The sequence below is a fragment of the Corynebacterium sp. KPL2825 genome (assembly GCF_037908445.1).
Classification (GTDB): domain Bacteria; phylum Actinomycetota; class Actinomycetes; order Mycobacteriales; family Mycobacteriaceae; genus Corynebacterium; species Corynebacterium kefirresidentii.
In genome coordinates, this window is sequence record NZ_JBBMGI010000005.1 from 27,508 (window position 1) to 47,819 (window position 20,312).

Sequence of the window (20,312 nt, forward strand, 5' to 3'; positions counted from 1 at the left end):
TTCCGCGTTTCCGTCGGCCTTCCCTATGCCACCTCAGGCGCCCCAGCCGCCCCCGGACACTAATAAGGAGAAATAATGGGAATCCCAGATGACGTCGTACTCGATGGATATACCCTCATCGAACAACACGAAATTGACCACGAGTTCCTGCTGCGCGGCTCTCCGCTGGGCACCGAAACTCCCCTCCTCTTCGCCCTGACCATCGCGGGCGTACTGCTGGTTGCGGCCAGCTTCTTCTTGCGTGGGGGCAGCCGCGTTGCCGCCGGCCTCGTGGGCGCGCTGCTCACCCTGACCAAGCTGTGGTGGATGCCTGTAACACTGTGGCAGCACTTCGATGACGGCCAAGTCTTTGGCTACACGCTCAAGTACTACCCGCAATACTGGCCGGCCGCCTCCATCATCGTCGGCGCCATTGCGCTTATCGGGCTAGTCTCCGCCATTTTCCGTCGGCCCTAGCCGGTCCCGCACCGAGCAGGAGCTAGCCGCCAAGCACTGCAATGGCAATATGCACCCGGTTGGTGCCATCGATCTTGGCCAGGATGTGCTTCATGTGCGTCTTGACCGTGGTCAGCGAGATGAAAAGCTGCTCGGCAATCTCGGCATTGCTCAGCCCCTGGGCCACCAGCTGGGCGATTTCATTTTCGCGCTCGCTAAGCTCATCTAGCCCACTGGGCTGAATCATCTCCTGTTCCGGCTGCGGCGGCGTGTCTGCCAACCCCACCAGGTTTTTTAGCACCTTCGGGCTTAACTGTTGCTGGCCTTGGGCCGCTGCTCTTACCGACGCCACCAGCGCCTCCGGCGCCGTCGTCTTCAACAAGAATCCCACCGCCCCAGCGCGCAGGGCGTGCAGGATGAACTCGTCGGTATCAAAAGCAGTGAGCATCACCACCGGGATATCACGCGCGCCGGCGAGCGAATGCAACTGCGCCGTCGCCTCGATGCCGTCCATGACCGGCATGCGGATATCCATCAGCACCACATCAGGTTCCTCGGCCAAGATAAGTTCGATGCCTTCCTTGCCGTTGCCGGCCTCGCCAATGACGCTAATGCCCGGCGCGCCTTCCAAGATCATGCGCAGGCCGTGGCGCAGCAGCGGCTCATCGTCGACGAGCACCACCCGAATTTCACTCACTTTTCTTCCTTCCTTGGCAGGCGCAGCGTCCACGAGAAGCTTTCTTCCCAGTCTTGTACCTGCAATGATCCGCCCACAACACTAGCGCGCTCGCGCATGCCGACGATCCCGTACCCACCACTGTGCACGCCTGCCTTTTCCCCAGTCTGGGCGGTGGGGTTAGACATGGTGATAGACAGGGCGTCGGCAAGCGTGGCGATGGTGATGGTAACCGGCTGCCCCGGTGCGTGCTTGCGTGCGTTGGTCAGGCCCTCCTGGACCACGCGGTTGAGCGCGTGGCCGGCCATGGTGCTCAGCTCCTCCAGCGATTGCGGCCCCGCGCCCGCCTGGTAGCGCACTTCCACGTCCATGCCCGCCTGGCGGGAACGCTCCACCAGCGATTCCACGCCCTCGCGCGGATCGATGCGCCCCTCGCTGCGCAGCGAGTGCAGCGCCTCACGCAGATCCCCCACGGCGGCCTCGGCTTCATCGCGAATCGTGCGCGCGGACTTCCGTGTCTCTTCCGGATCTAGGTCCTTGCGGTAGGCCAACCCGCCGGCGTAGACCGCAATCATGCTCAGTCGATGCGAGAGTGTATCGTGCATATCCCGCGCGATCCGGTCGCGTTCTTCCTGCCGCGCAAAATTCTCCCGGGTGGTCATTTCCTCATGCGTGAGCTCCGCCTGCGCCTGCAGCGCAATCGTGCGCTCTTTTTGGTTCGAGCGAACCAACCCGACGACTAAAACCACTACTGCTGGGAGGATGATGCCAGAGAAAAATCCCAACTTCCCGGGCGCACTAAGCCCTTCGCTTCGAGATATATCAAAATCGACCAACTCCGAGAGCACCATGGCCGTGCATACCAGCGCCATCCACAACCGGCTGCGGCGCGAGGCCGCAGAAAACGCCGCTATAAATACCGAAGGCCGAAACCTAGCAATCGACACCGTCGCCGAAATAATAGTTGCTGCTACCAATGCACTGCGCGGGCCGGGCTGCGTACTGCGCGGGTCACGCTCCCCAACGGTATGGCGCAAAGCCAAAGGTAAAAGCGCCCAGGTACCGACCATCACCGCAGATGTAACAAGCACCCGATTCTCTGAGGAATCATTTGCCGCAATACTTTCCGACATGGCCGTCACGTCGCCGAAGAAAACGATTACTGCGATGAGAATTTTCTGCCACAGCGGACGCTGGAGCATTTCGTCGGATTTTCGGAACAACTTCATAACGTGCACCAGTCTAAGCCGGCCCGCCGGCGGCGCGGTATCCCCCGCAGGGAGGATTCTCCGGCCTTAGCCACGCGCCTCTAAGACCATAATGGCGATGTGCACGCGGCTGGTGCCGCCGATCTTTTTCAAAATATGCTGCATATGCGACTTCACCGTCGCCATGGACACCACCAGTTGCTCGGCGATTTCTTGATTATTCAAGCCTTGGGCTACTAACCCGGCGATCTCCCGCTCGCGCGAGCTCAAAGTGGAAAGCCGGGTACGGGCGGTGCGGGCGTGGTGTGAATGGGCGTCGGAAAGCGCGGGGCTTTGCATGCCTACCAGCTTGTCGACGACCTGCGGGCTCAACAGCGGCTGCCCCGCCGCGGCCGCACGCACGGCCGCCATGAGCGATTCCGGTGGCGTCGACTTAAGCAAGAACCCGGCTGCCCCAGCGCGCAGGGCCCGCAAAATAAAGGAATCGGTATCAAAGGCCGTAAGCATGATTATCGGCACGGCGTGGACCGATAGAATCTTCTCCACGGCCGCGATGCCATCCATGACCGGCATACGAATATCCATTAACACCACATCGGGCTGCGTATCGAGGACGGTAGCCACCGCGTCCCGGCCATTGCTCGCCTCGGCCACGACCTCAATATCGGGCGCATTGGATAGCAGCAGGCGCAGGCCGCTGCGGACTAGCTCCTCGTCGTCGACGAGCACTACACGCAGTGCGTCGGCCATCATGCTTCCTTTCCCACTGGTTGATTCCACCGCGCGCGCCAGAACTTCGACGCGACGGGCGTATACGCCACTGTAAGCACCACAAGACTCGCCAGCGCTACCGGCACTATAGTGGCGTGGCCTGCCACTACGCCGTTGAGGAACGAGGGCACGAGAATCTCGTTTATCTTTTCGAAGAATTTCGGGAAAAATTCGATGACTAGTGTGGCCGCAATGAATGTCAGCGCCGTCTGCAAGAGCAACGCCCACAGGTTCACCCGATGCAGCCGCTTATCGACGCCCGGCTCCCCCACCGCCGCAAACATCACTCTCGCTCCTTGCCCGCGAAACTGTGGCACGATATAGCCACGGCGCTCCACCAGCTCGATGCGATCTGCGTCTTCGGGCGCATTATCATCGCTATTTCCGCGCAGGAATTCCACGCTATAGGCCGAAGCATCGGTATCGGTATAGCTGAGCTTGCGCGAAGTTCCGTCGACCATAGAGGTAAAAAGACTGCGCTTAGAGTCTAAGTACTTTCCTGTCCATCCCTCGCGGGTCGTGGTTTCTTCTAGGTCAATGCGCATGAGCCCGTAATCGGGATGGCGCAACTGCCAACTCATTTCGCTCATTGCGTGGCCTCCTGGCGCGCTAGCGGTAAACGGATACTCCATCCAAATTCCTCGCCTTCTTCGCCGACGTGGACATTCATGCGCCCGCCGGATAGCTCCACACGCTCGCGCAGTCCCACCAGCCCGTAGCCGCCGACGCCGCTACCTGCGCGCTCCTCGGCCTTAGCCACTGGGAGCGGGTTGCGCATCTCGACGCCCACCTCACCGGCCACCTCGCACACCGTGATGCTCACCGGCTGGCCTGCGGCATGCTTGCGCGCATTGGTCAGGCCCTCCTGTACTGCGCGGTGCACGGCGTGCTGCGCCATCGTGGATAGCCCAGTAAAAACATCCGGGCTGGCACCGTCCGCGTAGGTCACGGTCACCTGCGTGCCGGCCTCCTGCGCGGCCGCGACTAGCTCTTCTAAGGTGGTGCGCGGATCCTGGGAAAGATCTTCACGTAGAGCGCTTAGGACGGTGCGCAAATCTTCTACCGCGTTCTGGGCCTCCGCGCGGATGGTGCGCGCTGCGTCTGTGAACTCGGCCGGCACGCCTTCACGCGGATAGCTCAGCGCACCCGCATGAATGGCCACAAGGCTCAGCCGATGCGAGAGCGTATCGTGCATGTCCCGCGCGATATTCTCGCGCTCCTCTCGCCGCGCGCGTTCTACCTTGGCACGCATCTCTTCGCGATTCATCCGGGCTTGCTGCTCCACCCGCCACCGCTTTTCGCGCAGATTGGCGCGCTTTTGGCCTACCAATAACCCCGCGACTATCACGACCACAACGAAGATGGCACCAACCCATCCGATATCGTCCCAGGCCATATAGGGGTTGAAGAACGCATCAATCGCAAACGCCGCCACGAAGCACGCCACTGCGGCCACCGAGCGCGAAGTCGAGCGGCGCGAGACCATGGAAATGAAAGCCACGACTCCACTAGCCGCACCAAAATAGGAGCTCGACCCCAGCAGCACGATACAGCCAGCGATGAAGCTACGGGTGGAGCCGCTATAGTCGACGTCGGAAAGCTCGCGCGGCTGGTGCTCTAACGCAAAGGGCAGGGCGATAATCGTCACCACGCCCACCGCAAAACCGGTACAGATATAGGGCCCGTACTCCTCAAACGACGGTGAATACTCCTCGATATCCATGCTCATCAGTACTACGCCGATAAGCCAATTCGCCACCGCACAAGCGGCAACGATACCGGCCGTGCTCCACTTCGTTCTGATCATGGCCTAAAGCTTAAGCCAGCGGCCATAATCCCTAGGGATGAATTATTTTTGCACCCCGGCCGCATCGCGCATGGCCTTCGTCTGCGCGGACGGGTGCTCGTTTTCGGTGGCCAAGCGCTCAAATGCGACGGCCGCCAGTGCCGCGGACTGCATTCCCAGCACCGAGTCATCAAAGCGCATCATCGGCGAGTGGTTCCACTCGCGCTCATTTTCGGGCTTGTCTGGATTGGCCGTGCCCATCCACATAAACGTGCCCGGCACTTGCGCGAGGACGTAGCCGAAGTCTTCGGAGGCCATCATCGGGGCATCGAAAGGCTGGACGTTTTCGGTGCCAAACATCTGGCTCCACAAGGTAGCAGCGAACTGATTTTCCCGCGGATTCGTCTTGGTGGTGGGGTACAAGACCTCGAAATCCACCTGTGCGGTGCACCGGTGCGAAGCAGCGACGGAGCTGGAGACCTCCGTAATCATCTGCCGCACGGCGTCGATCTTCTCATCCCGCAGCACGCGCACCGTAGCGCCCAAAGCTGCGCGCTCCGGGATGGCGTTATACGCGCCATCACCCGCCCACAGGTTAGTCACGGTAATAACGATGGGCTCGAGCGCATCGAAGCGGCGGGTCAGTGCGGTCTGCAGCGACATTTGGATCTCTGCCAGCGCCGCTACCGGGTCGATGGCGTCATGCGGGCGGGAGCCGTGTCCGCCCTTGCCGAGCACCGTAATGGTCAGGTTGGACGAGCTAGCCATCATCGGGCCGGGCACATAGTGGAACGTGCCGCGGTCCTGCGGGCCAACGTGGAGGCCGTAGGCGGCAATGGGGCGTCGGCCAGCGGCATCGAGCACGCCCTCTTCAATCATCGGCAGCGCGCCGCCCGGCCCTTCCTCGCCGGGCTGGAACATAAAGGTGACATCGCCGTGCAGCTCCGCGCGATGCTCGCACAGAATCCGCGCCGCGCCCACTAGGCCGGCGGTGTGCAGGTCGTGTCCGCAGGCGTGCATATACCCATTCGTCGAGGCAAACGGGCTGCCGGTCTGCTCGCGTACCTCGAGGGCGTCCATATCCGCGCGCAATAGCACCGACACCGGCCGCTCGCCGCGCTGGCCGCCGCGCAGCACAGCGACCACTGAGCTCAGATCCTGACCCACGTGAATCTCCAGCGGCAGGCCTTCGAGCGCTTCCAAGACCTTCTTTTGCGTGCGCGGCAGATCCAGGCCAATCTCTGGGTTGCGGTGCAGATCGCGGCGGAAGTTCTGCAACTCCTCGAGCATCCCCTCGCCCATTTCCTGGAAAACCTCGGTGGCCATCCGCTCGCCAATGCGCGCCCGTGTCACCGGCAGGGGCGGCAGCTGCTGGGCCTGGCGTGGGGCAGCCAGGCGTCCGGGGTTGGTAGGACGGATTCGCTTGGTCGGGTCAGACATGGGGAGCTCCTTTTCTCGCTTTCGCATTCGAGGGTACCGCAGGTTATCCACAGGCTGCCGGGTGGGTTCGGGGGCGGTGTGACGGGAGAGGCGAGTTATCCACAGGCTCACGCGGGGGCGCTGCTGCGGCCTTGCGGGGTGTCTTATGCTCACGGGCATGACCCGCTTGCAGGACTACGCCCGCCAACTTGCCTCGCCGATGGAGCTTCTCGGCGAGGTCTCCGGCGTGCGCGAGGCGGATCTGCGTCGGCTGGGCCTGCCCCGGCAGGAAGCTCGTAGCCTACTCGCGCTTGCCGACGTCTACTTTGGCCCCACCTCCTTCACCCGCCGGCAGCGCTCGTGCCGGGCGACTAAGCATTGCTTAGCGACGTTGAAGATCATCGAAAAGTACGTCTCCCGCACGAAATCCAAGCGGGACGCGTGGGCGCTGCGCGCTGAATTGTGCGCGACAGACCGGGATGTGGAGCATCTTGCCCGCACGCGGTTGAAGGAGATGTATCCGCCGCGGCAGCCGGAGAAGGGGGTGCGGATGACGCGGCGCAAGGGCGGGCCGTCGACGCTTTCGATTACCGGTGATTCCGATTTCATCGCTGACCTGCACGCCAGCATCAGCGAAGAGAAACCCTTGGATTCCGTGGAGAATATTTTCTTCCGCGGCGGGGCCACGGCTCGCCCTGCCGCGATGACGAATATCATCATCCAGCTCGATGAATTAGATGAAATCCTCGACGGTGGAGGCGAGGAAATTACGCTGCGGTTGACCAATGGGGCCGAAATCAGCGGTGCCAAACTGGTGGAAAAGCGCCTTGCCGACTGCGGACTTGTCACGCTCGTCCATCCCTATGAGGGACCGGTGAACCTGTATCGCACCTCGCGGCATGCCTCGGACAAGCAGCGGCTGATGGCGAGCGCGGAAAACCCCACGTGCCCGTGGGCCGAGTGCAATTATCCGGCAGATAAGTGCCAGATTCATCATCTGCGGGCGTGGAAACACGGCGGCGAGACCAATATGGCGAATCTCAGTGTGGCGTGTCCGTACCACAACGGCGTCAATGACGATGACCCGAACGCCCCGCCGGTGCGCGGCCGGTTAGCGCGGCGGCGGGGCCGAATAGTCTGGGTCCCGCCGTGGGCCAATTCAAGCTGAAGACCCTGCCCTCATTTTTTGGGCGGACGCTTCCCAGATCACACGGCTTTCCCGCACAGTGCGAGTCGGTGAAGCATTTCTAGGCTTGGAGGAGGGAGCGGCCGAAAAAGTCGGAGTCATCAGCGACGCCGGGCAAAGCATAAAAATAGCCACCACCATAGGGTCGGATATAGTCCGCTAGGGGTTCACCTTCGAGGCGCTTTTGCACCGTAATGAACTGACGCTCCAAGTCCTGCTGGAAGCAGATAAAGACGAGACCGACATCGAGGGTGCCGTTATCGCGCACGCCATTGTCGTAGTTATAGGCGCGGCGCAGCATGAGCTGGTCCGCGGTTTCTGGCGTACGCGGATTCGCCAGGCGAATATGCGCGTCGGTGGGAATGACATCGCCGGTGGCATCGTCGAGGTAGTTGGGCTCGGCATATTCGTCGCCACCGGAAAGCGGGCCACCGGTTGCACGGTCGCGGCCGAAGATTTGCTCCTGCTCAGCAATGGAGATGCGATCCCAGAATTCCGTATACATAGCGATGAGGCGAACCACCATATAGCTGCCGCCGGCGGCCCAGTCCGGCTCGTCCGTACCGGCCCAAACCAGCTTGTCCTGATCCTTTTCGGCTGGATTGACGATGCCGTCTTTAAACCCAAGGTGGTTGCGCTGGGTGCCAGACGGCCGCGGTTCATTCATATAACCGTTTTGGCGCCAACGCACGGCCACATCTCCACGGGTGTGCCGCAAGATATCGCGCAGCGCGTGAATGACGGTGTCGTGCTGGTCGGCGCAAATCTGCAGGGCGAGGTCGCCGTGGCATAGCTCCTCCTCCAACGTGTCATCGGCGAAAGCCTGCATGGAACTTAAGTGGACGGGTTTGTGGGGTTTAAGACCGAAGCGGTCGTCGAAAAGCGAATTGCCCACGGCGAGGGTAATGGACAAACTATCGGTGGGAAGCTGCGGTCCTAGCTCCCCGGAATCGCCGGCGGGATAGCCAATGCCATCGGCCGCAGTAGCGCCGCCGGAGGTAAGAATGCGGGCGCGCTCAGTCACGGTGCGAAGCAACTTCTCTAAGCGCGATTTCTCGGTGAACTGTACATCGAGGGCGACGACCTCGGAATACTTTTGGGCTGGGGTCACGATCCCCTGCTGGTGCTCGCCGTGGAAAGGAAGTTCGAGCGGAGCGTCCGCCTCGGTGCGCGGCGATGGAGAAGCATGGTCAGCAGCGCCTTCGCTTCGCTTAGAGGAACCAAAGGAAGAGCCCGCGAGGCTGGACTGCGCATTGGCAGCTGCTGCCGGGCCAGAAAGCGCGGCGGTGGCCGCGAGCCCAGAGAGGAACGAGCGGCGGGAAAAATTAAACGGGCAGGGCACTAATCCATCCTTCTGACTACGGTCATCGTGGCGACAGGGGCAAGCAGTTCATTGGCACGCGCGACGGCGGACTGCACACGCATCCGGTCCTTCTGGGACCACTTATCAAAAGCGGTGTCATATTTTTTATCGAACTCTGCGGCGAGCTTGTCAAGCTCATCCAGCTGCTCATAGATGGGCGAGGCATCGAGCCCACGGCCCTCGACAAGGGCGCGGACGGCATCCAGCGTCAGCCGGGTTGAAATGACATCGCCACGCAGCACGGTGGGCAGGGCATGGGCGCCGAAATCGCGTTCGCCGCGCATATCGAAGCGCTCGAATTCCTCCATTACTTCATGGGTGCGCAGCCCGTAGTCGGGGGCGGGAATGGCGAAATGGGAGGTATCGAGGGCGCGGGCGGTTTTATCGACGGCGTCGGCAAGCGCGCGGGCAGGCTTCGCCGCATCCTTGACGGGGCGCCTGGACCACAGCAGCTTTTCGACGTCCATGTATCCCTCCAAGCCGGGCCCCGGCCACATCTCGCTGGAATCGTCGAAGGATCGGTAGGTCTCGAGGTAGTCAAGGTAGGCCGCTTGGGCAGCGCGGCGATCTTTCGAGGTGGCTTTAGCAAGAGCGTGGGCTTTCTTCTGTAGCTCGGGCACACGCTTTTTCTGCCTGTCCGCTTGCTGAATGGCCACGGCCGCGACCTCGCGGTCAGTAATGGGGACCATCTTGGGAGCATCGGTGATGGTGGAACCGGTGACCGCAAAATCATCAGATTTCACGGCCGAATCATTGTGGAAAACGCAGGTGAGGTGGTATGTGCCGTCCTGCAGTTTCGGGGCCCAGGCGCGCTTGGCTGGGGTGCCTACACGCTCGAGGACCTGGTAGGCGTTGCCCGCATCATCTGCCACGTAGACGGTGAGCGCAAGCCCCGAGGTGTTATAGACCTTCCACGATGCCTGCCCCTGTACCTTCTCCGGCGTAGGACATGAATACACGTCGCGCACATTCAGCTGTGGTTCTTTCGGCTTCGTGCTTTTGCTTGTCGACGCCGCCGGCCGCGAGTCTCGCGAGCTAGACGAGCTAGAACCGAGAGAGCTCAAGGAGCTTTGGGCGACGGCAGTAGGAGCTATGGCCGCGATGGCAAGCACCGCGGCGGTGGCAAAATGGAAGGTTTTCATTGATTAAAACGGGAGGTTGGGCAATGGCGGGAGCTTAAAATCTTGCAGCTTCTTCAGATCTAGGCCGGGGTGGCCATTCATGTACCAAGCAACAACCCCTGCGCCGACGCCCAGAGCCGTAAGGATAGCCGCAATGATACCGCCCTTAGAAGAACCAGCGGAAGAACTGGAACTCGAATTATCGGGCTTATTCGCACCGGGCTGTGGCTTCGCATCTTGGTGCAGCTTGGTGATGTCGGGAACGCCCTGTTCGGTGACCTTGGGGTCGTCCATGCCCTCGACGACGTCCTTGAGGTTGGTGCCGGCGCGGGAGGAATTATCCACCTTTTCAATGGAGGCGTAGTCCTTGGCCACGGTACCGTCGGTCTCGTTCAAGAAAAGCTTCGGGGCCTTGTGGGCGGCGTTGAAGTCAAACATGTTGTTGAGCTCGCCGGCGCGCTCGTCAAAGGCAATGCCCCCTAGACGGCCGAGTCCCCAATTGTCCTGAATGAACTTGGTGACGGAAGTCTGCTCGGTGTAAGTGGAGTCGATGTGGTTAGTCTTCGCGTATGGGGAGATAACCAGCAAAGGCTGGCGGGTACCCGGCCCGCACTGGCCGTCCTTTCCGCCGGCAACGCCTACTTTTGCTGCGGCGGCGGTGCAGATTTCTTTGTCCTGGTGCGGGTCATTGGAACCATTGCGGATTTCTGGGGCCTTGTGGTCGTACCAGCCATCGGAGTCATCGTAGGCGATAACGACCGCGGTGGAATCCCACTCTGGGGAATTTTGCAGCTCATTGATGTAATGGGTGATGAAGGCCTGCTCGTCTAGCGGGTTGGAGTAACCGGCGTGTCCGTCTTGGTAGTTGGCAGCCTTCAGGAAGGACACGGCCGGCAGGTTGCCCTGCTCCAGAGCGGTATCGAAGTCCTGCAGATCGTACTGGTGATTGGCGCGGTCAGTCTTGCCGATCATGTCATCGCTCGACGGCGCCAAGTGGTGCGGATTCGCGGTGGAAGCGTAGTACTGGAACGGCTGGTGGTGCGGGTTATAGTCCGTCTTGTTCTGGCCGGTCAGCGTGGTGTGGGAGGCGCCGCAGCGTGCGCGAGCGTCGTCTGTAGCTTCCTCGGTTGGCCGGAAGCCGCCTTGGAACCAGCCCCAAGTGACGTCCTTGTCATTGAGCTGGTCACCGATGTTCTTGGAGTGCATCGCGGTGACCTGGTTGGTGCCGGCGGAAGAGTTATTCGAGCAGTCGTCGTAAAGCGGATCTGGGTCGCCGACAACAGTGGCGGTCTTGCCATCTTCGGATACCCCAGCGAGGGCGTGGTTCTTGCCAGGTTCGATCTTCTTCTGCTCGCCCGTGGCTGGGTCATGCATGGTCCCGCCGGCCACGGTTCCGGAAATCAGATTCAGCGCGCCTGGGGTGGATGGGCCGAAGATAGTGGAGTAACTATTGTCGTTCATCGCAAAGTTTTGCGCGTAGTTCCACATTCCGGTGACGGTATTGCCGTCGTAATAGCCCATAGTCATGCCTGGAACGGCATAATAGCCGTTGGAAGACTTATCGATGTCGGTGGATACAGTCTCCGGGAACTTGTCCATCTTGCCGCCGTTGTATGCGGCCTGCTCATCGCCGTAGTGGTGATTCTGGTCCGTAGTTACTGCATGGTCTGGCCCGATGCGGAAAGGCTTGACGGAGTTGGGGTTCTTGTTCCCCATTACGCCATCATTTTCGAGGTTTTTCGCCTTGGGGGTGTCTTTCTTGGCGGTAAATTTTGGGGCGTCCTTGTCGCTGCCCTGCAGCTTTTCGCCGTCCTTATTCAGGGCGTTTGGGTAGGTGCCAAAGTAGTGGTCGAAGGAAATATTCTCCGAGTAAATGACAACGACGTGTTCAATTGGGGTCGTGGTGGCTGCCTGGGCAACGCCGGGGACAAGGGACGTAGTGGCGGCTGCGGCGGCGCAAAGGGCCACAGCGCGAGAGCGAAGCTTCATTAAAAATCCAACCTTGGTCAAGAATTTGCGGGGCAGGTCGAAAGTGGCTGTGGCTCACCAGGCGAGTCATCGGTCGCTTTCGAATCGAAATTTAACGCCGCCAAAACACCGACTGCAACTAGATTAAAAGGGCGTCCCCGGCCGTGGGGACGCCCTATAGAAGCAGCTCACTTTGAACTTTTGCCGGCCGCACCCCGGGAGCCGTTAACGAAATGTTAAGAATCTATTCGGCTCCACTTTGCCAATAGGGGGTACGGGGTTAATCGTCGGCGTCGGTAGACAGCGCAGCCACGAAAGCCTCTTGCGGCACCGAGACGGAGCCCAGCGTCTTCATGCGCTTCTTACCGGCCTTCTGCTTCTCCAGCAGCTTGCGCTTACGGGAGATATCGCCGCCGTAGCACTTGGCCAGCACGTCCTTGCGCATGGCCCGGATGTTCTCGCGGGCAATGATCTTCGAACCAATGGCCGCTTGCACCGGCACCTCGAACTGCTGGCGCGGGATGAGCTCTTTAAGCTTCTTGGTCATCTTATTGCCGTACCACTGGGCGGAATCGCGGTGGACGATGGCGGAGAAGGCGTCGACCGGGTCGCCGTTGAGCAGGATATCGACCTTGACCAAGTCCGCGAGCTGCTCGCCGGCCTCTTCATAGTTCAACGAGGCGTAGCCCTTGGTGCGGGACTTGAGCATATCGAAGAAGTCGAAGATGATTTCACCAAGCGGCATGGTGTAGCGCAGTTCCACGCGGTCCTCGGAAAGGTAATCCATGCCGCCCATCTGGCCGCGCTTGGACTGGCAGAGCTCCATGGTGGGGCCGACGAATTGCTCGGGCACGATGACGGTCATCTTCACCACCGGCTCGTAGACCTCGTTAAGCTTTCCTTCCGGCCAGTCCGACGGGTTGTGAACCCACTTTTCTTCGCCGTCTTCGGCCACCACGCGGTAGGTCACCGACGGCGCGGTGGAAATTAGGTCGAGACCGAACTCGCGCTCCAAGCGGTCGCGGGTAATTTCCATATGCAATAGGCCCAAGAACCCGCAGCGGAAACCAAAGCCGAGGGCGACGGAGGTTTCGGGCTCGAAGGTCAAGGAGGCGTCGTTAAGCTGCAGCTTTTCCAAAGCATCGCGCAAGTCTGGGAAATCGGCCTGGGAGATGGGGAAAAGGCCGGAATAGACCATTGGGTCCGGGTCCTTATAGCCCTTAAGCGGAGTTTCGGCGCCGCCGTTGGACCAAGTGACGGTATCGCCCACCTTGGTCTCGCGCACGTCCTTTACGCCGGTAATGAGGTAGCCCACCTCGCCGGGGCCCAAGCCTTCACACTTTTGCATCGTGGGGGACACGATGCCGATTTCGAGCAGCTCGTGGTTAGCGTTGGTCGACATCATGGTGACCTTCTGGCGCGGGGTGAGCTTGCCATCGACCATGCGGATATAGGTGACAACGCCGCGGTAGGTGTCATAGACGGAGTCAAAAATCATGGCGCGGGCCGGCGCATCCGCGTCGAACTCGGAGGACGGCGGCGGCACCAACTCGCAGACCTTGTCCAGCAGCTCGACCACACCCTCGCCGGTCTTGCCGGATACGCGCAGGACCTCTTCTGGCTCGCAGCCGATGATATTGGCGATTTCCAGCGCGTACTTTTCCGGGTCGGCGGCCGGCAGGTCGATTTTATTGAGGACCGGGATGATTTCCAGGTCGTTTTCCATCGCCAGGTACAGGTTGGCAAGGGTTTGGGCTTCGATGCCCTGGGCGGCGTCGACAAGCAAGATGGCACCCTCACACGCCTCGAGGGCGCGGGAGACCTCGTAGGTAAAGTCCACGTGGCCGGGGGTATCGATCATCTGGAGGACGATCTGCTCCCCTTCGTCCGGACCGGACTGGGGTACCCAGGGCAGGCGTACGTTCTGCGCCTTAATGGTGATACCGCGTTCGCGTTCGATGTCCATATTATCGAGGAACTGGTCACGCATATCGCGCTCCGCAACCACCTTGGATAGCTGCAGGATGCGGTCCGCCAGCGTCGACTTGCCGTGGTCGATGTGAGCAATAATGCAGAAGTTTCGGATTCGGGCGGGATCCGTAAACGTCGTGGCCGCAAAGTTTTCAGACATACGTCTACAATAGTCGACATGAAAAGCGCCATGCTCACCCGACTGCGCCAAGCGCTGGGAATCAGCGAGCGCGAGCCTATAGACACCGGCCTGACCCGCATTAATTCCCGGTTGGGGCTGGATAGGTCGGACGAGTTCCACGAGCCGCGTAAGGCCGCTGATATCCGAGTCGAGGCCACCGCCTCTCACCCCCGCTCCATATTTTTCTCCCCCGATATGGATGGCCAGGCTGATTCCGGCGAGGTGGTCTGGGTATGGGCCCCGGCCGAAGGCAAGCAGGCCCCGCCGCGTGAGCGCGCCATCCTGGTTGTCGGCCGCACGCGCACCACGGTGATGGGTTTGCTTATCTCCCCCAACCCGAAGCATGCGCTTGACGACGCCTGGCTGGAAATCGGCGCCGGCGAGTGGGACGAATCCGGGTGCGATTGCTGGGTGCGCCTCGACCGCTTGCTGGAGGTTTCCGAAGAGCAGGTGCGCCGACAAGGCACACTTTTTCCCGAACGCCGGTTCGAAAGAATCGCGAATAGGTTACGCGCGCGCTACCACTGGGCCTAACCAGTCGCACAGACGGCGACCATGCTGAGAGTTTTGGCAGGTCGGGTTCGGTACTGCTATTGTATGTTGGTTACTTACTTGCCGGGCGCGTTGGTCGGGGCGGGCAGGACCTTGGGTTCGCTCTTCGAATACCAGCGCCGAGCGTGCCAGCGATTGCTGGCCGCGGGAATAGTCCGAGCAGGTCGGTTTCTATGTCAATCACTTTCGATTACTAAGAGGTATCTTTTCATGGCAAATATCAAGTCCAAGCAGAAGCGCGTTATCACCAACGAGAAGGCACGCCGCCGCAACAAGGGCGTTCGCTCCGCCGTCCGTACCGAGATCCGCAAGTTCCGCGAGGCCGTTGCCACTGGCGACAAGGCTGCAGCTGAGAAGCAGCTGCGCGTGGCATCTCGCGCCCTGGACAAGTCCGTGTCCAAGGGTGTCTTCCACCGCAACACTGCAGCCAACAAGAAGTCCGGCATGGCTTCCGCGTTCAATAAGATGGACTAAGAGCCATTGCACTGACAATCCCCCCGGTCGCACTCTACGGAGCGCACCGGGGGATTTTCTTAGCGTAGACCCGAGCAGTGAGGCTTAGGCCAGTTCGTCGTTGAAATAATCTTCGAAGATGGCGCCGGCGTTGCGGAAGGCTTCACTAAGCGACGTTCCTCCACGGGTTTCCACAAAAATCTCGAAGGCGGTCAGAAACTGGGTGTGGATGATGTTGACGGTCGGCGTGAGGCGCGGATCGGAGGATTTCCAACCCTCACGGGCCTGCACGGCTTGGCGGAGGCGCTCAATAGTGCGGCTATTGCGCTGGTAATACAGGGCACGCAGCTTCGTATCCTTAGCTAGTGCCTTGGCCGTCAGCTGGGAAATTTCGGGGAAGAACTCATCACCCACGGCGCGGTCAAATACGGCTTTGGCCACGATTTCAGAATCTTCGCGCAGGCTTCCGGTGGGCAGTCCGGCGGCGAAATTCTGAAATTGGTGCTCTAGTTCCTCCGAAAATTCGGGACCTAAAACTGCCGATTCTTTGTCTTTTATGTAATTAAAAAGGGTACGGCGGGAAACGCCTACCTTTTGGGCGAGTTCCTCCATAGTAAACCCGCCGTATCCGGCTTCGATGACGAGGTTGAGCGCAGCGACTCGGATTTGTGATATACGCGGCATAAATGCCCCTTTCTGTCCCGACGCTCTAAGGGCCTTACTTTCGTTTTCTAAACCCTTAAATCTTTAGGTGAAAATGGTATTTCCCTACAAACTAAGGCGTTTGGGGTGATTTTATTACCTAATATTCGACTATGGAAACAGCCGTGCGCACGGGAAGAATTTACTACCGGCATGGCCGTACGTTTAGGCCCGTCATAGAACTATTTAACAAAGCTGTGATGTTAGACAACCAAAGTACCTGTACGGCCAGCCCTCCGCTCCAGTTATCCGCCCGCACGTTCGAAAGCCCAATGGTGCTCGTGTCGGGTAGGGCCGCTAAGATGAGTCAACGATGAAAAACGTTAAGCCACTGGTGAAATGGGCGGGCGGAAAGCGCCAGCTCTTGCCACATATCCACGCCGCCCTACCGGCGGATGTCCCGCGGCGGTTTTATGAGCCCTTCATCGGTGGCGGCGCGGTGCTTTTCTCGCTCCAACCAGCAAGCGCACGGGTCAATGATCTCAATGCTGAGCTCATCAACCTATATGAGGTGGTACGCGGCGGCGTCGACGAGCTCATTGCAGAACTCGTGAGCTATCCCAATGAGGCGGAGTTCTTCTATGCGCTGCGCGCAGTGGACAGGGATGCGAAGCGGTTTGCCGCCCTCTCCCCCATCGAGCGTGCTGCACGAACGCTGTATCTCAACCGCACCTGCTATAACGGTCTGTATCGCGTGAATACGGCAGGTCAATTTAATGCGCCGTTCGGGCGCTATAAGAATCCCACCATTTGCGATGAAGACACGCTGCGTGCGGTGCACCGCTATTTTGCGGAAAATGAGGTGATCTTTTCCCAAGGCGATTTCGCCGCAGCGGTGGCAGAAGCAGGCGAAGGCGATTTTGTCTATTTCGACCCGCCCTATGACCCAGTCAATGTGACGAGCTCGTTTACCGGCTATCAAAAGGGCGGCTTTGACCGCGCGGAGCAAGAACGGCTCAAAGAGGTCTGCGATGAGTTGGACGAACGCGGGGCAAAGTTTCTGCTGTCGAATTCGGCCACCGAGTTCATCCGAGAGCTCTATGCGGATTATGAGGTAGGCATCGTGGGGGCAACGCGGGCGATCAATTCCGTCGCTTCGAAGCGCGGCAAGGTCGATGAGGTACTGGTGCGCAATTATGAGGTCAGCGGTGACTAGCGGGCCGAAGGCGCACGCGGGGCGGGAGCTGCAGGAGGAGCTGCGGGCACGTTTTGGCGTTCCGGAGTCGGTGAAGCTAGGCGTTAATGACTGGGGTTGGCTGCGCATCTTGGCGGCTGGCTACGGCGAAGAATTGGAACGGCGCGGGTATTTTTTCATCAGCGCGCGGGAAGTGGAGAAAATCTCTGCTCGGCAGCCACGGTTGATGGCCAAGCATGATTTTTCCACCTCGCGGCCTTGGATCTTTCAGCGCCTGCAGCTCGGCATCGTGCCGGTAAGCCGCAGCGAATACTTGGTGGGCCGGTTCAACCTCTACGAGAAGTTTCCGCAGGCACAGCGAGGGGAGGTACGTACGCTGCAGCTGCCAGCGGGTCTAGATACCCTCTCGTTGGAGGGGGTGAGCTCGGAGGCGGTGGCGTTAAATGGGGCGTCGGCAAGCGGGATGCTAGAAGACTTTCTGGCCTGCGGGCCTTTGCAAGCTACGGTGGCAGGCCGCATGTCCACGCGCGAGATGCAGGTGCGGCTACCGGACCTGGGCGTGGAGGTGGCGGTGGACCGCGCACAGATGGAAATCGACGGCGGTTTTGAATCGCTCGAGCATCTAGTGCTGGTGGAGGCGAAAAATCACCTCTCGGATGATTTCAATATCCGGCAGCTATATTTTCCCTACCGGCGCTTCCAACAGCGCCTGGCAAAGGAAGTGGTGCCGGTCTACCTGGTGTATTCCAATGGCATTTTCCATTTATACCGCTATGAATTTAGGGATCCGGCCGATTTTCGCAGCATTGCGCTGGTCGATAGCGCCCGCTACGCACTGTCGGCCTCGCACCTGGATGCGCAGGCGGCGCTGGATATCGTTCGGGCGGTGGAGCCTGAGGCCGAGCCGGAGGTGCCCTTTCCGCAGGCCAATAACTTTGAGCGGGTGGTCAACCTCTTGGAGCTCATGGCGCTGCAGCCGCTGAGTAAGGCAGAGATTACTCAGCGCTATGATTTCGATCCGCGGCAGGCGGACTATTATGCCAACGCCGCGCGCTACCTGGGGTTGGCGGTGCCGGTGGATGAGGCCTGGGAGCCCACCGAGCGCGGGAGGAGAATTATCGAGCAGCCGCAGCGCGATGCCCGAAATGCAGCGCTTATACGGACGTTGGCGGCGCGGCGGGTATTTCGCGAGGTGCTCGAACTCAGCTTGGCTCGCGGCGCGGTCGCCAGCACCGCGGAAGTTATTGCGGCGATGGATGACCTGGGCCTGAGCTTAGCGACGTCCCGGCGGCGCGCCTCCACCGTCGCCCGCTGGACCCAGTGGGTGCTCGACACGGTGGCGGAGGGAATGCCGCGGCTGTTTTAGTGCAGGAGGTTCTGCGCGCCGGAGACAATAAGGACGATGCCGGCGATAATGAAAAACAGGCCCGAGCCGATATCGATCCACGGACCAGCGGCGATGAGCTTGCGGCGCACGGCGTTGGTAGAAATTACCGTGGCAACGACGAGGAAAAAGAGGAAGGCCGAAAGCGATAAGGACAGCGTCAACCCGATGGCCAACCAGATGGGAGGGCTGGCGGGAAGCAGCGGGGCGATCATCGCGGCGAGGAAAAGCACGATTTTCGGGTTGGACATATTCGTCGCCAAGCCGACCTTGAAGGCAGAGCGCAGGCGCCCGAGTTGCGCGGCGGCGTCTTCCAGATCCACCGGCGGGTTGGCGCGCTGGGCGATGCCGCTGCGCAAGGCGCGCGAACCCATAAACACCAGGAAGCAGCCACCAACGGCCTGAACCGCTCCCAAAATTTCCGGAAAAGCCGTCAGCAGCGCTGCGGCGCCGAAAACGGTGGCGGTGCACCAAAAGAGCACGCCGATTTGGATGCCGGCGGCTGCGGCTATGGCGTGGCGCCGCGAGCGGGTGGCGTAGCGGGTCACCAAAATAATGTCGGGTCCGGGCGAAGCAACGCCCACCAGATTCATCAACAAGAGGGTGAAAAAGGACGTCCAGGTCACTCCCCTGCCTCGCTTTCTAGGCGCGGGATGAGGTCCTCGCGGCCAAATATGCGGGCAGACTCCAGCGCGGAGGGATGGCCGGCGGCAGGGTCGGCGTGGGCGGCCAAGAGGGCGTCGATGACCGCATCTTCCTTTTTGAAAATGGCACCGGCCAGGGGTGATTGACCGCGGTCATTGAGCAGATTAACGTCCGCGCCGACGCGAGCAAGTGCGGTAACCAGCTCGGCGTGGCCGTGATAGGCCGCGAGCATGAGGAAGGACTGGCCGTCCTGGTTCACGAGGTCAATATTTACGCCGTGGTCGATATAGGCCAGGAGGTCCAAGCTGCCCTCGCGTGCCATGTCAAAGAGCCGACCGGCGAATTCCTGCACTTGCGTCTCAGACATAGCTTCTAGCTTATCGCGCCAGTTCCGCGACTCGTTTGACGGCCGCCTCTATGGCGAATTCGGGCTCACCGCCTTGGCCTTTGACGGCGGCATCGAGTTCCGAGACGAGGATGACGGCCTTGGTGACATTATCGGCGGACCAGCGGCGAGCCACCGGCTGGGTCATCTTGACCACGTAGGGCGCTAGGCCGGTTTGGCTAGCTAAAGAATACTGGTCCCCGCGGGCGGAATACAGGCGGGCTACGGCTCCGACCTTATTGGCTAGCGCTGCGGCAATCGCCACGGGGCTGGCGCCAAGCTGCAGGGCGCGGCGGCAGGTGGACACGGCGGCTTCGACGCGGCCGGCAACGGCGGCATCGGCAATATCCCAATTGGCAACCTCGGCCACGCCGACGTAGTAGTTCTGCACGGCCTCGCGGGTGACGTTGCCGCCGGTATCGGACACCAACTGGGAGATGGCAGAGGCCAGCTCGCGTAGGTCAGAGCCCACGCCTTCGAGCACGGCATGGATGACGTCCGGGGTCGGGCGCACACCGTGGGAGGAGAATTCGCGGGTGGCCCACTGCCCCAGCTCATTGGGATAGAGCGAGAAGACTTCGTGAACCTCGGCAATCTTGCGCAGCTTGGCCACCAGTTCAGGTTGCTTCTTCTTTTTCTTTAGGGTCTTGGCCGTCACGGAGTAGATGATGACCATGGTCATGCCCGGCGCGGGGTTCGCGCAGGCACGCAGGATGATATCGACTACTTCCTTGCCGGCTCGCTCGCAGTCACTGATGACGATGACGCGGCTATCTCCAAAAAGAGAGGGGCTAGTGGCCTCGAGGATTTCGCCCTCGGAGACTTCGGAAGCTTTAAGCTTGGTCAGCTCGGGGCGAGCACCGGTGGGTCCAGTCTCCTCGGCCGCGGCGCGCTGGATCTGCAGGCGGGCGCGTTCGGTGAGGAATTCATCGTCGCCGAGGATGAGGTGTACTGGAGGCATGCCCGCCATT

General features: G+C 60.6%; 20 protein-coding genes. 6 read left to right on the forward strand and 14 right to left on the reverse strand.

Going from position 1 to position 20,312, the window contains the following annotated elements; all coding sequences use genetic code 11:
- The first annotated feature begins 75 nt into the window (after positions 1-75).
- A complete protein-coding gene (locus WMQ00_RS05100; RefSeq protein ID WP_200288755.1) occupies positions 76-456 on the forward strand; it encodes a hypothetical protein in 381 nt (126 codons plus the stop codon).
- A 22-nt stretch (positions 457-478) separates the two neighbouring features.
- Here WMQ00_RS05100 and WMQ00_RS05105 read toward each other — a convergent pair whose 3' ends face one another.
- The 6 genes from WMQ00_RS05105 to WMQ00_RS05130 form a co-directional block, all read right to left on the reverse strand.
- On the reverse strand, positions 479-1,132 hold the full coding sequence (locus tag WMQ00_RS05105; protein WP_200288754.1) for a response regulator: 654 nt from the start codon (positions 1,130-1,132) through the stop codon (positions 479-481).
- The gene (locus WMQ00_RS05110) at positions 1,129-2,340 is read right to left on the reverse strand and encodes a sensor histidine kinase (RefSeq protein ID WP_340440737.1); all 1,212 of its coding nucleotides are present in this window, start codon (positions 2,338-2,340) and stop codon (positions 1,129-1,131) included. The genes WMQ00_RS05105 and WMQ00_RS05110 overlap by 4 nt, the downstream gene beginning before the upstream one ends.
- Positions 2,341-2,406: 66 nt before the next feature.
- Positions 2,407-3,072: a response regulator transcription factor gene (locus WMQ00_RS05115; protein WP_340440738.1), complete on the reverse strand. Its 666-nt coding sequence runs from the start codon at positions 3,070-3,072 to the stop codon at positions 2,407-2,409.
- On the reverse strand, positions 3,069-3,680 hold the full coding sequence (locus tag WMQ00_RS05120; protein ID WP_200288751.1) for a hypothetical protein: 612 nt from the start codon (positions 3,678-3,680) through the stop codon (positions 3,069-3,071). Before WMQ00_RS05120 ends, WMQ00_RS05115 begins: the two co-directional genes overlap by 4 nt.
- Positions 3,677-4,897 carry a sensor histidine kinase gene (locus WMQ00_RS05125; protein ID WP_200288750.1) on the reverse strand — a complete coding sequence of 407 codons (1,221 nt, stop codon included), beginning with the start codon at positions 4,895-4,897 and terminating at the stop codon, positions 3,677-3,679. The genes WMQ00_RS05120 and WMQ00_RS05125 overlap by 4 nt, the downstream gene beginning before the upstream one ends.
- Positions 4,898-4,939: 42 nt before the next feature.
- Positions 4,940-6,316, reverse strand: coding sequence for a M20 metallopeptidase family protein (locus WMQ00_RS05130; protein WP_316327770.1), 1,377 nt, complete (start codon positions 6,314-6,316; stop codon positions 4,940-4,942).
- Positions 6,317-6,473: 157 nt separating this feature from the next.
- On the opposite strand from WMQ00_RS05130, the gene WMQ00_RS05135 reads away from it, so the two are divergent.
- Complete coding sequence (locus tag WMQ00_RS05135) at positions 6,474-7,463, forward strand: HNH endonuclease signature motif containing protein (RefSeq protein WP_317001067.1); 990 nt, start codon at positions 6,474-6,476, stop codon at positions 7,461-7,463.
- 79 nt (positions 7,464-7,542) lie between these two features.
- Here WMQ00_RS05135 and efeB read toward each other — a convergent pair whose 3' ends face one another.
- The 4 genes from efeB to lepA form a co-directional block, all read right to left on the reverse strand.
- Positions 7,543-8,823: an iron uptake transporter deferrochelatase/peroxidase subunit gene (gene efeB / locus WMQ00_RS05140; protein WP_200288748.1), complete on the reverse strand. Its 1,281-nt coding sequence runs from the start codon at positions 8,821-8,823 to the stop codon at positions 7,543-7,545.
- Entirely contained in the window at positions 8,823-9,986 is a 1,164-nt protein-coding gene (locus WMQ00_RS05145) for an EfeM/EfeO family lipoprotein (RefSeq protein ID WP_340440739.1), read from the reverse strand. Before WMQ00_RS05145 ends, efeB begins: the two co-directional genes overlap by 1 nt.
- 3 nt (positions 9,987-9,989) lie before the next feature.
- On the reverse strand, positions 9,990-11,954 hold the full coding sequence (locus WMQ00_RS05150) for a phospholipase C (RefSeq protein ID WP_023020961.1): 1,965 nt from the start codon (positions 11,952-11,954) through the stop codon (positions 9,990-9,992).
- Positions 11,955-12,213: 259 nt separating this feature from the next.
- Entirely contained in the window at positions 12,214-14,064 is a 1,851-nt protein-coding gene (gene lepA, locus WMQ00_RS05155; protein ID WP_023020960.1) for a translation elongation factor 4, read from the reverse strand.
- Between the two features lie 18 nt (positions 14,065-14,082).
- On the opposite strand from lepA, the gene WMQ00_RS05160 reads away from it, so the two are divergent.
- Both WMQ00_RS05160 and rpsT read left to right on the forward strand, forming a co-directional pair.
- Complete coding sequence (locus tag WMQ00_RS05160) at positions 14,083-14,619, forward strand: type II toxin-antitoxin system PemK/MazF family toxin (protein WP_023031165.1); 537 nt, start codon at positions 14,083-14,085, stop codon at positions 14,617-14,619.
- A 228-nt stretch (positions 14,620-14,847) separates the two neighbouring features.
- Positions 14,848-15,111, forward strand: coding sequence for a 30S ribosomal protein S20 (gene rpsT / locus WMQ00_RS05165; RefSeq protein ID WP_023020958.1), 264 nt, complete (start codon positions 14,848-14,850; stop codon positions 15,109-15,111).
- A gap of 84 nt (positions 15,112-15,195) precedes the next feature.
- Here rpsT and WMQ00_RS05170 read toward each other — a convergent pair whose 3' ends face one another.
- The gene (locus WMQ00_RS05170) at positions 15,196-15,774 is read right to left on the reverse strand and encodes a TetR/AcrR family transcriptional regulator (RefSeq protein WP_023020957.1); all 579 of its coding nucleotides are present in this window, start codon (positions 15,772-15,774) and stop codon (positions 15,196-15,198) included.
- A 331-nt stretch (positions 15,775-16,105) separates the two neighbouring features.
- Between WMQ00_RS05170 and WMQ00_RS05175 the strand changes: the two genes are divergently transcribed.
- Together WMQ00_RS05175 and WMQ00_RS05180 are read left to right on the forward strand one after the other, a co-directional pair.
- Positions 16,106-16,948 (forward strand): DNA adenine methylase, encoded by an 843-nt coding sequence (locus WMQ00_RS05175; protein ID WP_023020956.1) that lies wholly within the window; start codon positions 16,106-16,108, stop codon positions 16,946-16,948.
- Entirely contained in the window at positions 16,941-18,293 is a 1,353-nt protein-coding gene (locus WMQ00_RS05180; protein WP_340440740.1) for a type II restriction enzyme, read from the forward strand. The genes WMQ00_RS05175 and WMQ00_RS05180 overlap by 8 nt, the downstream gene beginning before the upstream one ends.
- Here WMQ00_RS05180 and WMQ00_RS05185 read toward each other — a convergent pair.
- From WMQ00_RS05185 to holA, 3 genes are read right to left on the reverse strand one after another with little or no spacing between them, the layout of a single operon-like run.
- Complete coding sequence (locus WMQ00_RS05185; protein WP_023020954.1) at positions 18,290-18,937, reverse strand: LysE family translocator; 648 nt, start codon at positions 18,935-18,937, stop codon at positions 18,290-18,292. The genes WMQ00_RS05180 and WMQ00_RS05185 overlap by 4 nt on opposite strands.
- Complete coding sequence (locus WMQ00_RS05190) at positions 18,934-19,323, reverse strand: ankyrin repeat domain-containing protein (protein WP_023020953.1); 390 nt, start codon at positions 19,321-19,323, stop codon at positions 18,934-18,936. Before WMQ00_RS05190 ends, WMQ00_RS05185 begins: the two co-directional genes overlap by 4 nt.
- A 10-nt stretch (positions 19,324-19,333) precedes the next feature.
- Entirely contained in the window at positions 19,334-20,311 is a 978-nt protein-coding gene (gene holA, locus WMQ00_RS05195) for a DNA polymerase III subunit delta (RefSeq protein ID WP_340440741.1), read from the reverse strand.
- Position 20,312: the final 1 nt, after the last annotated feature.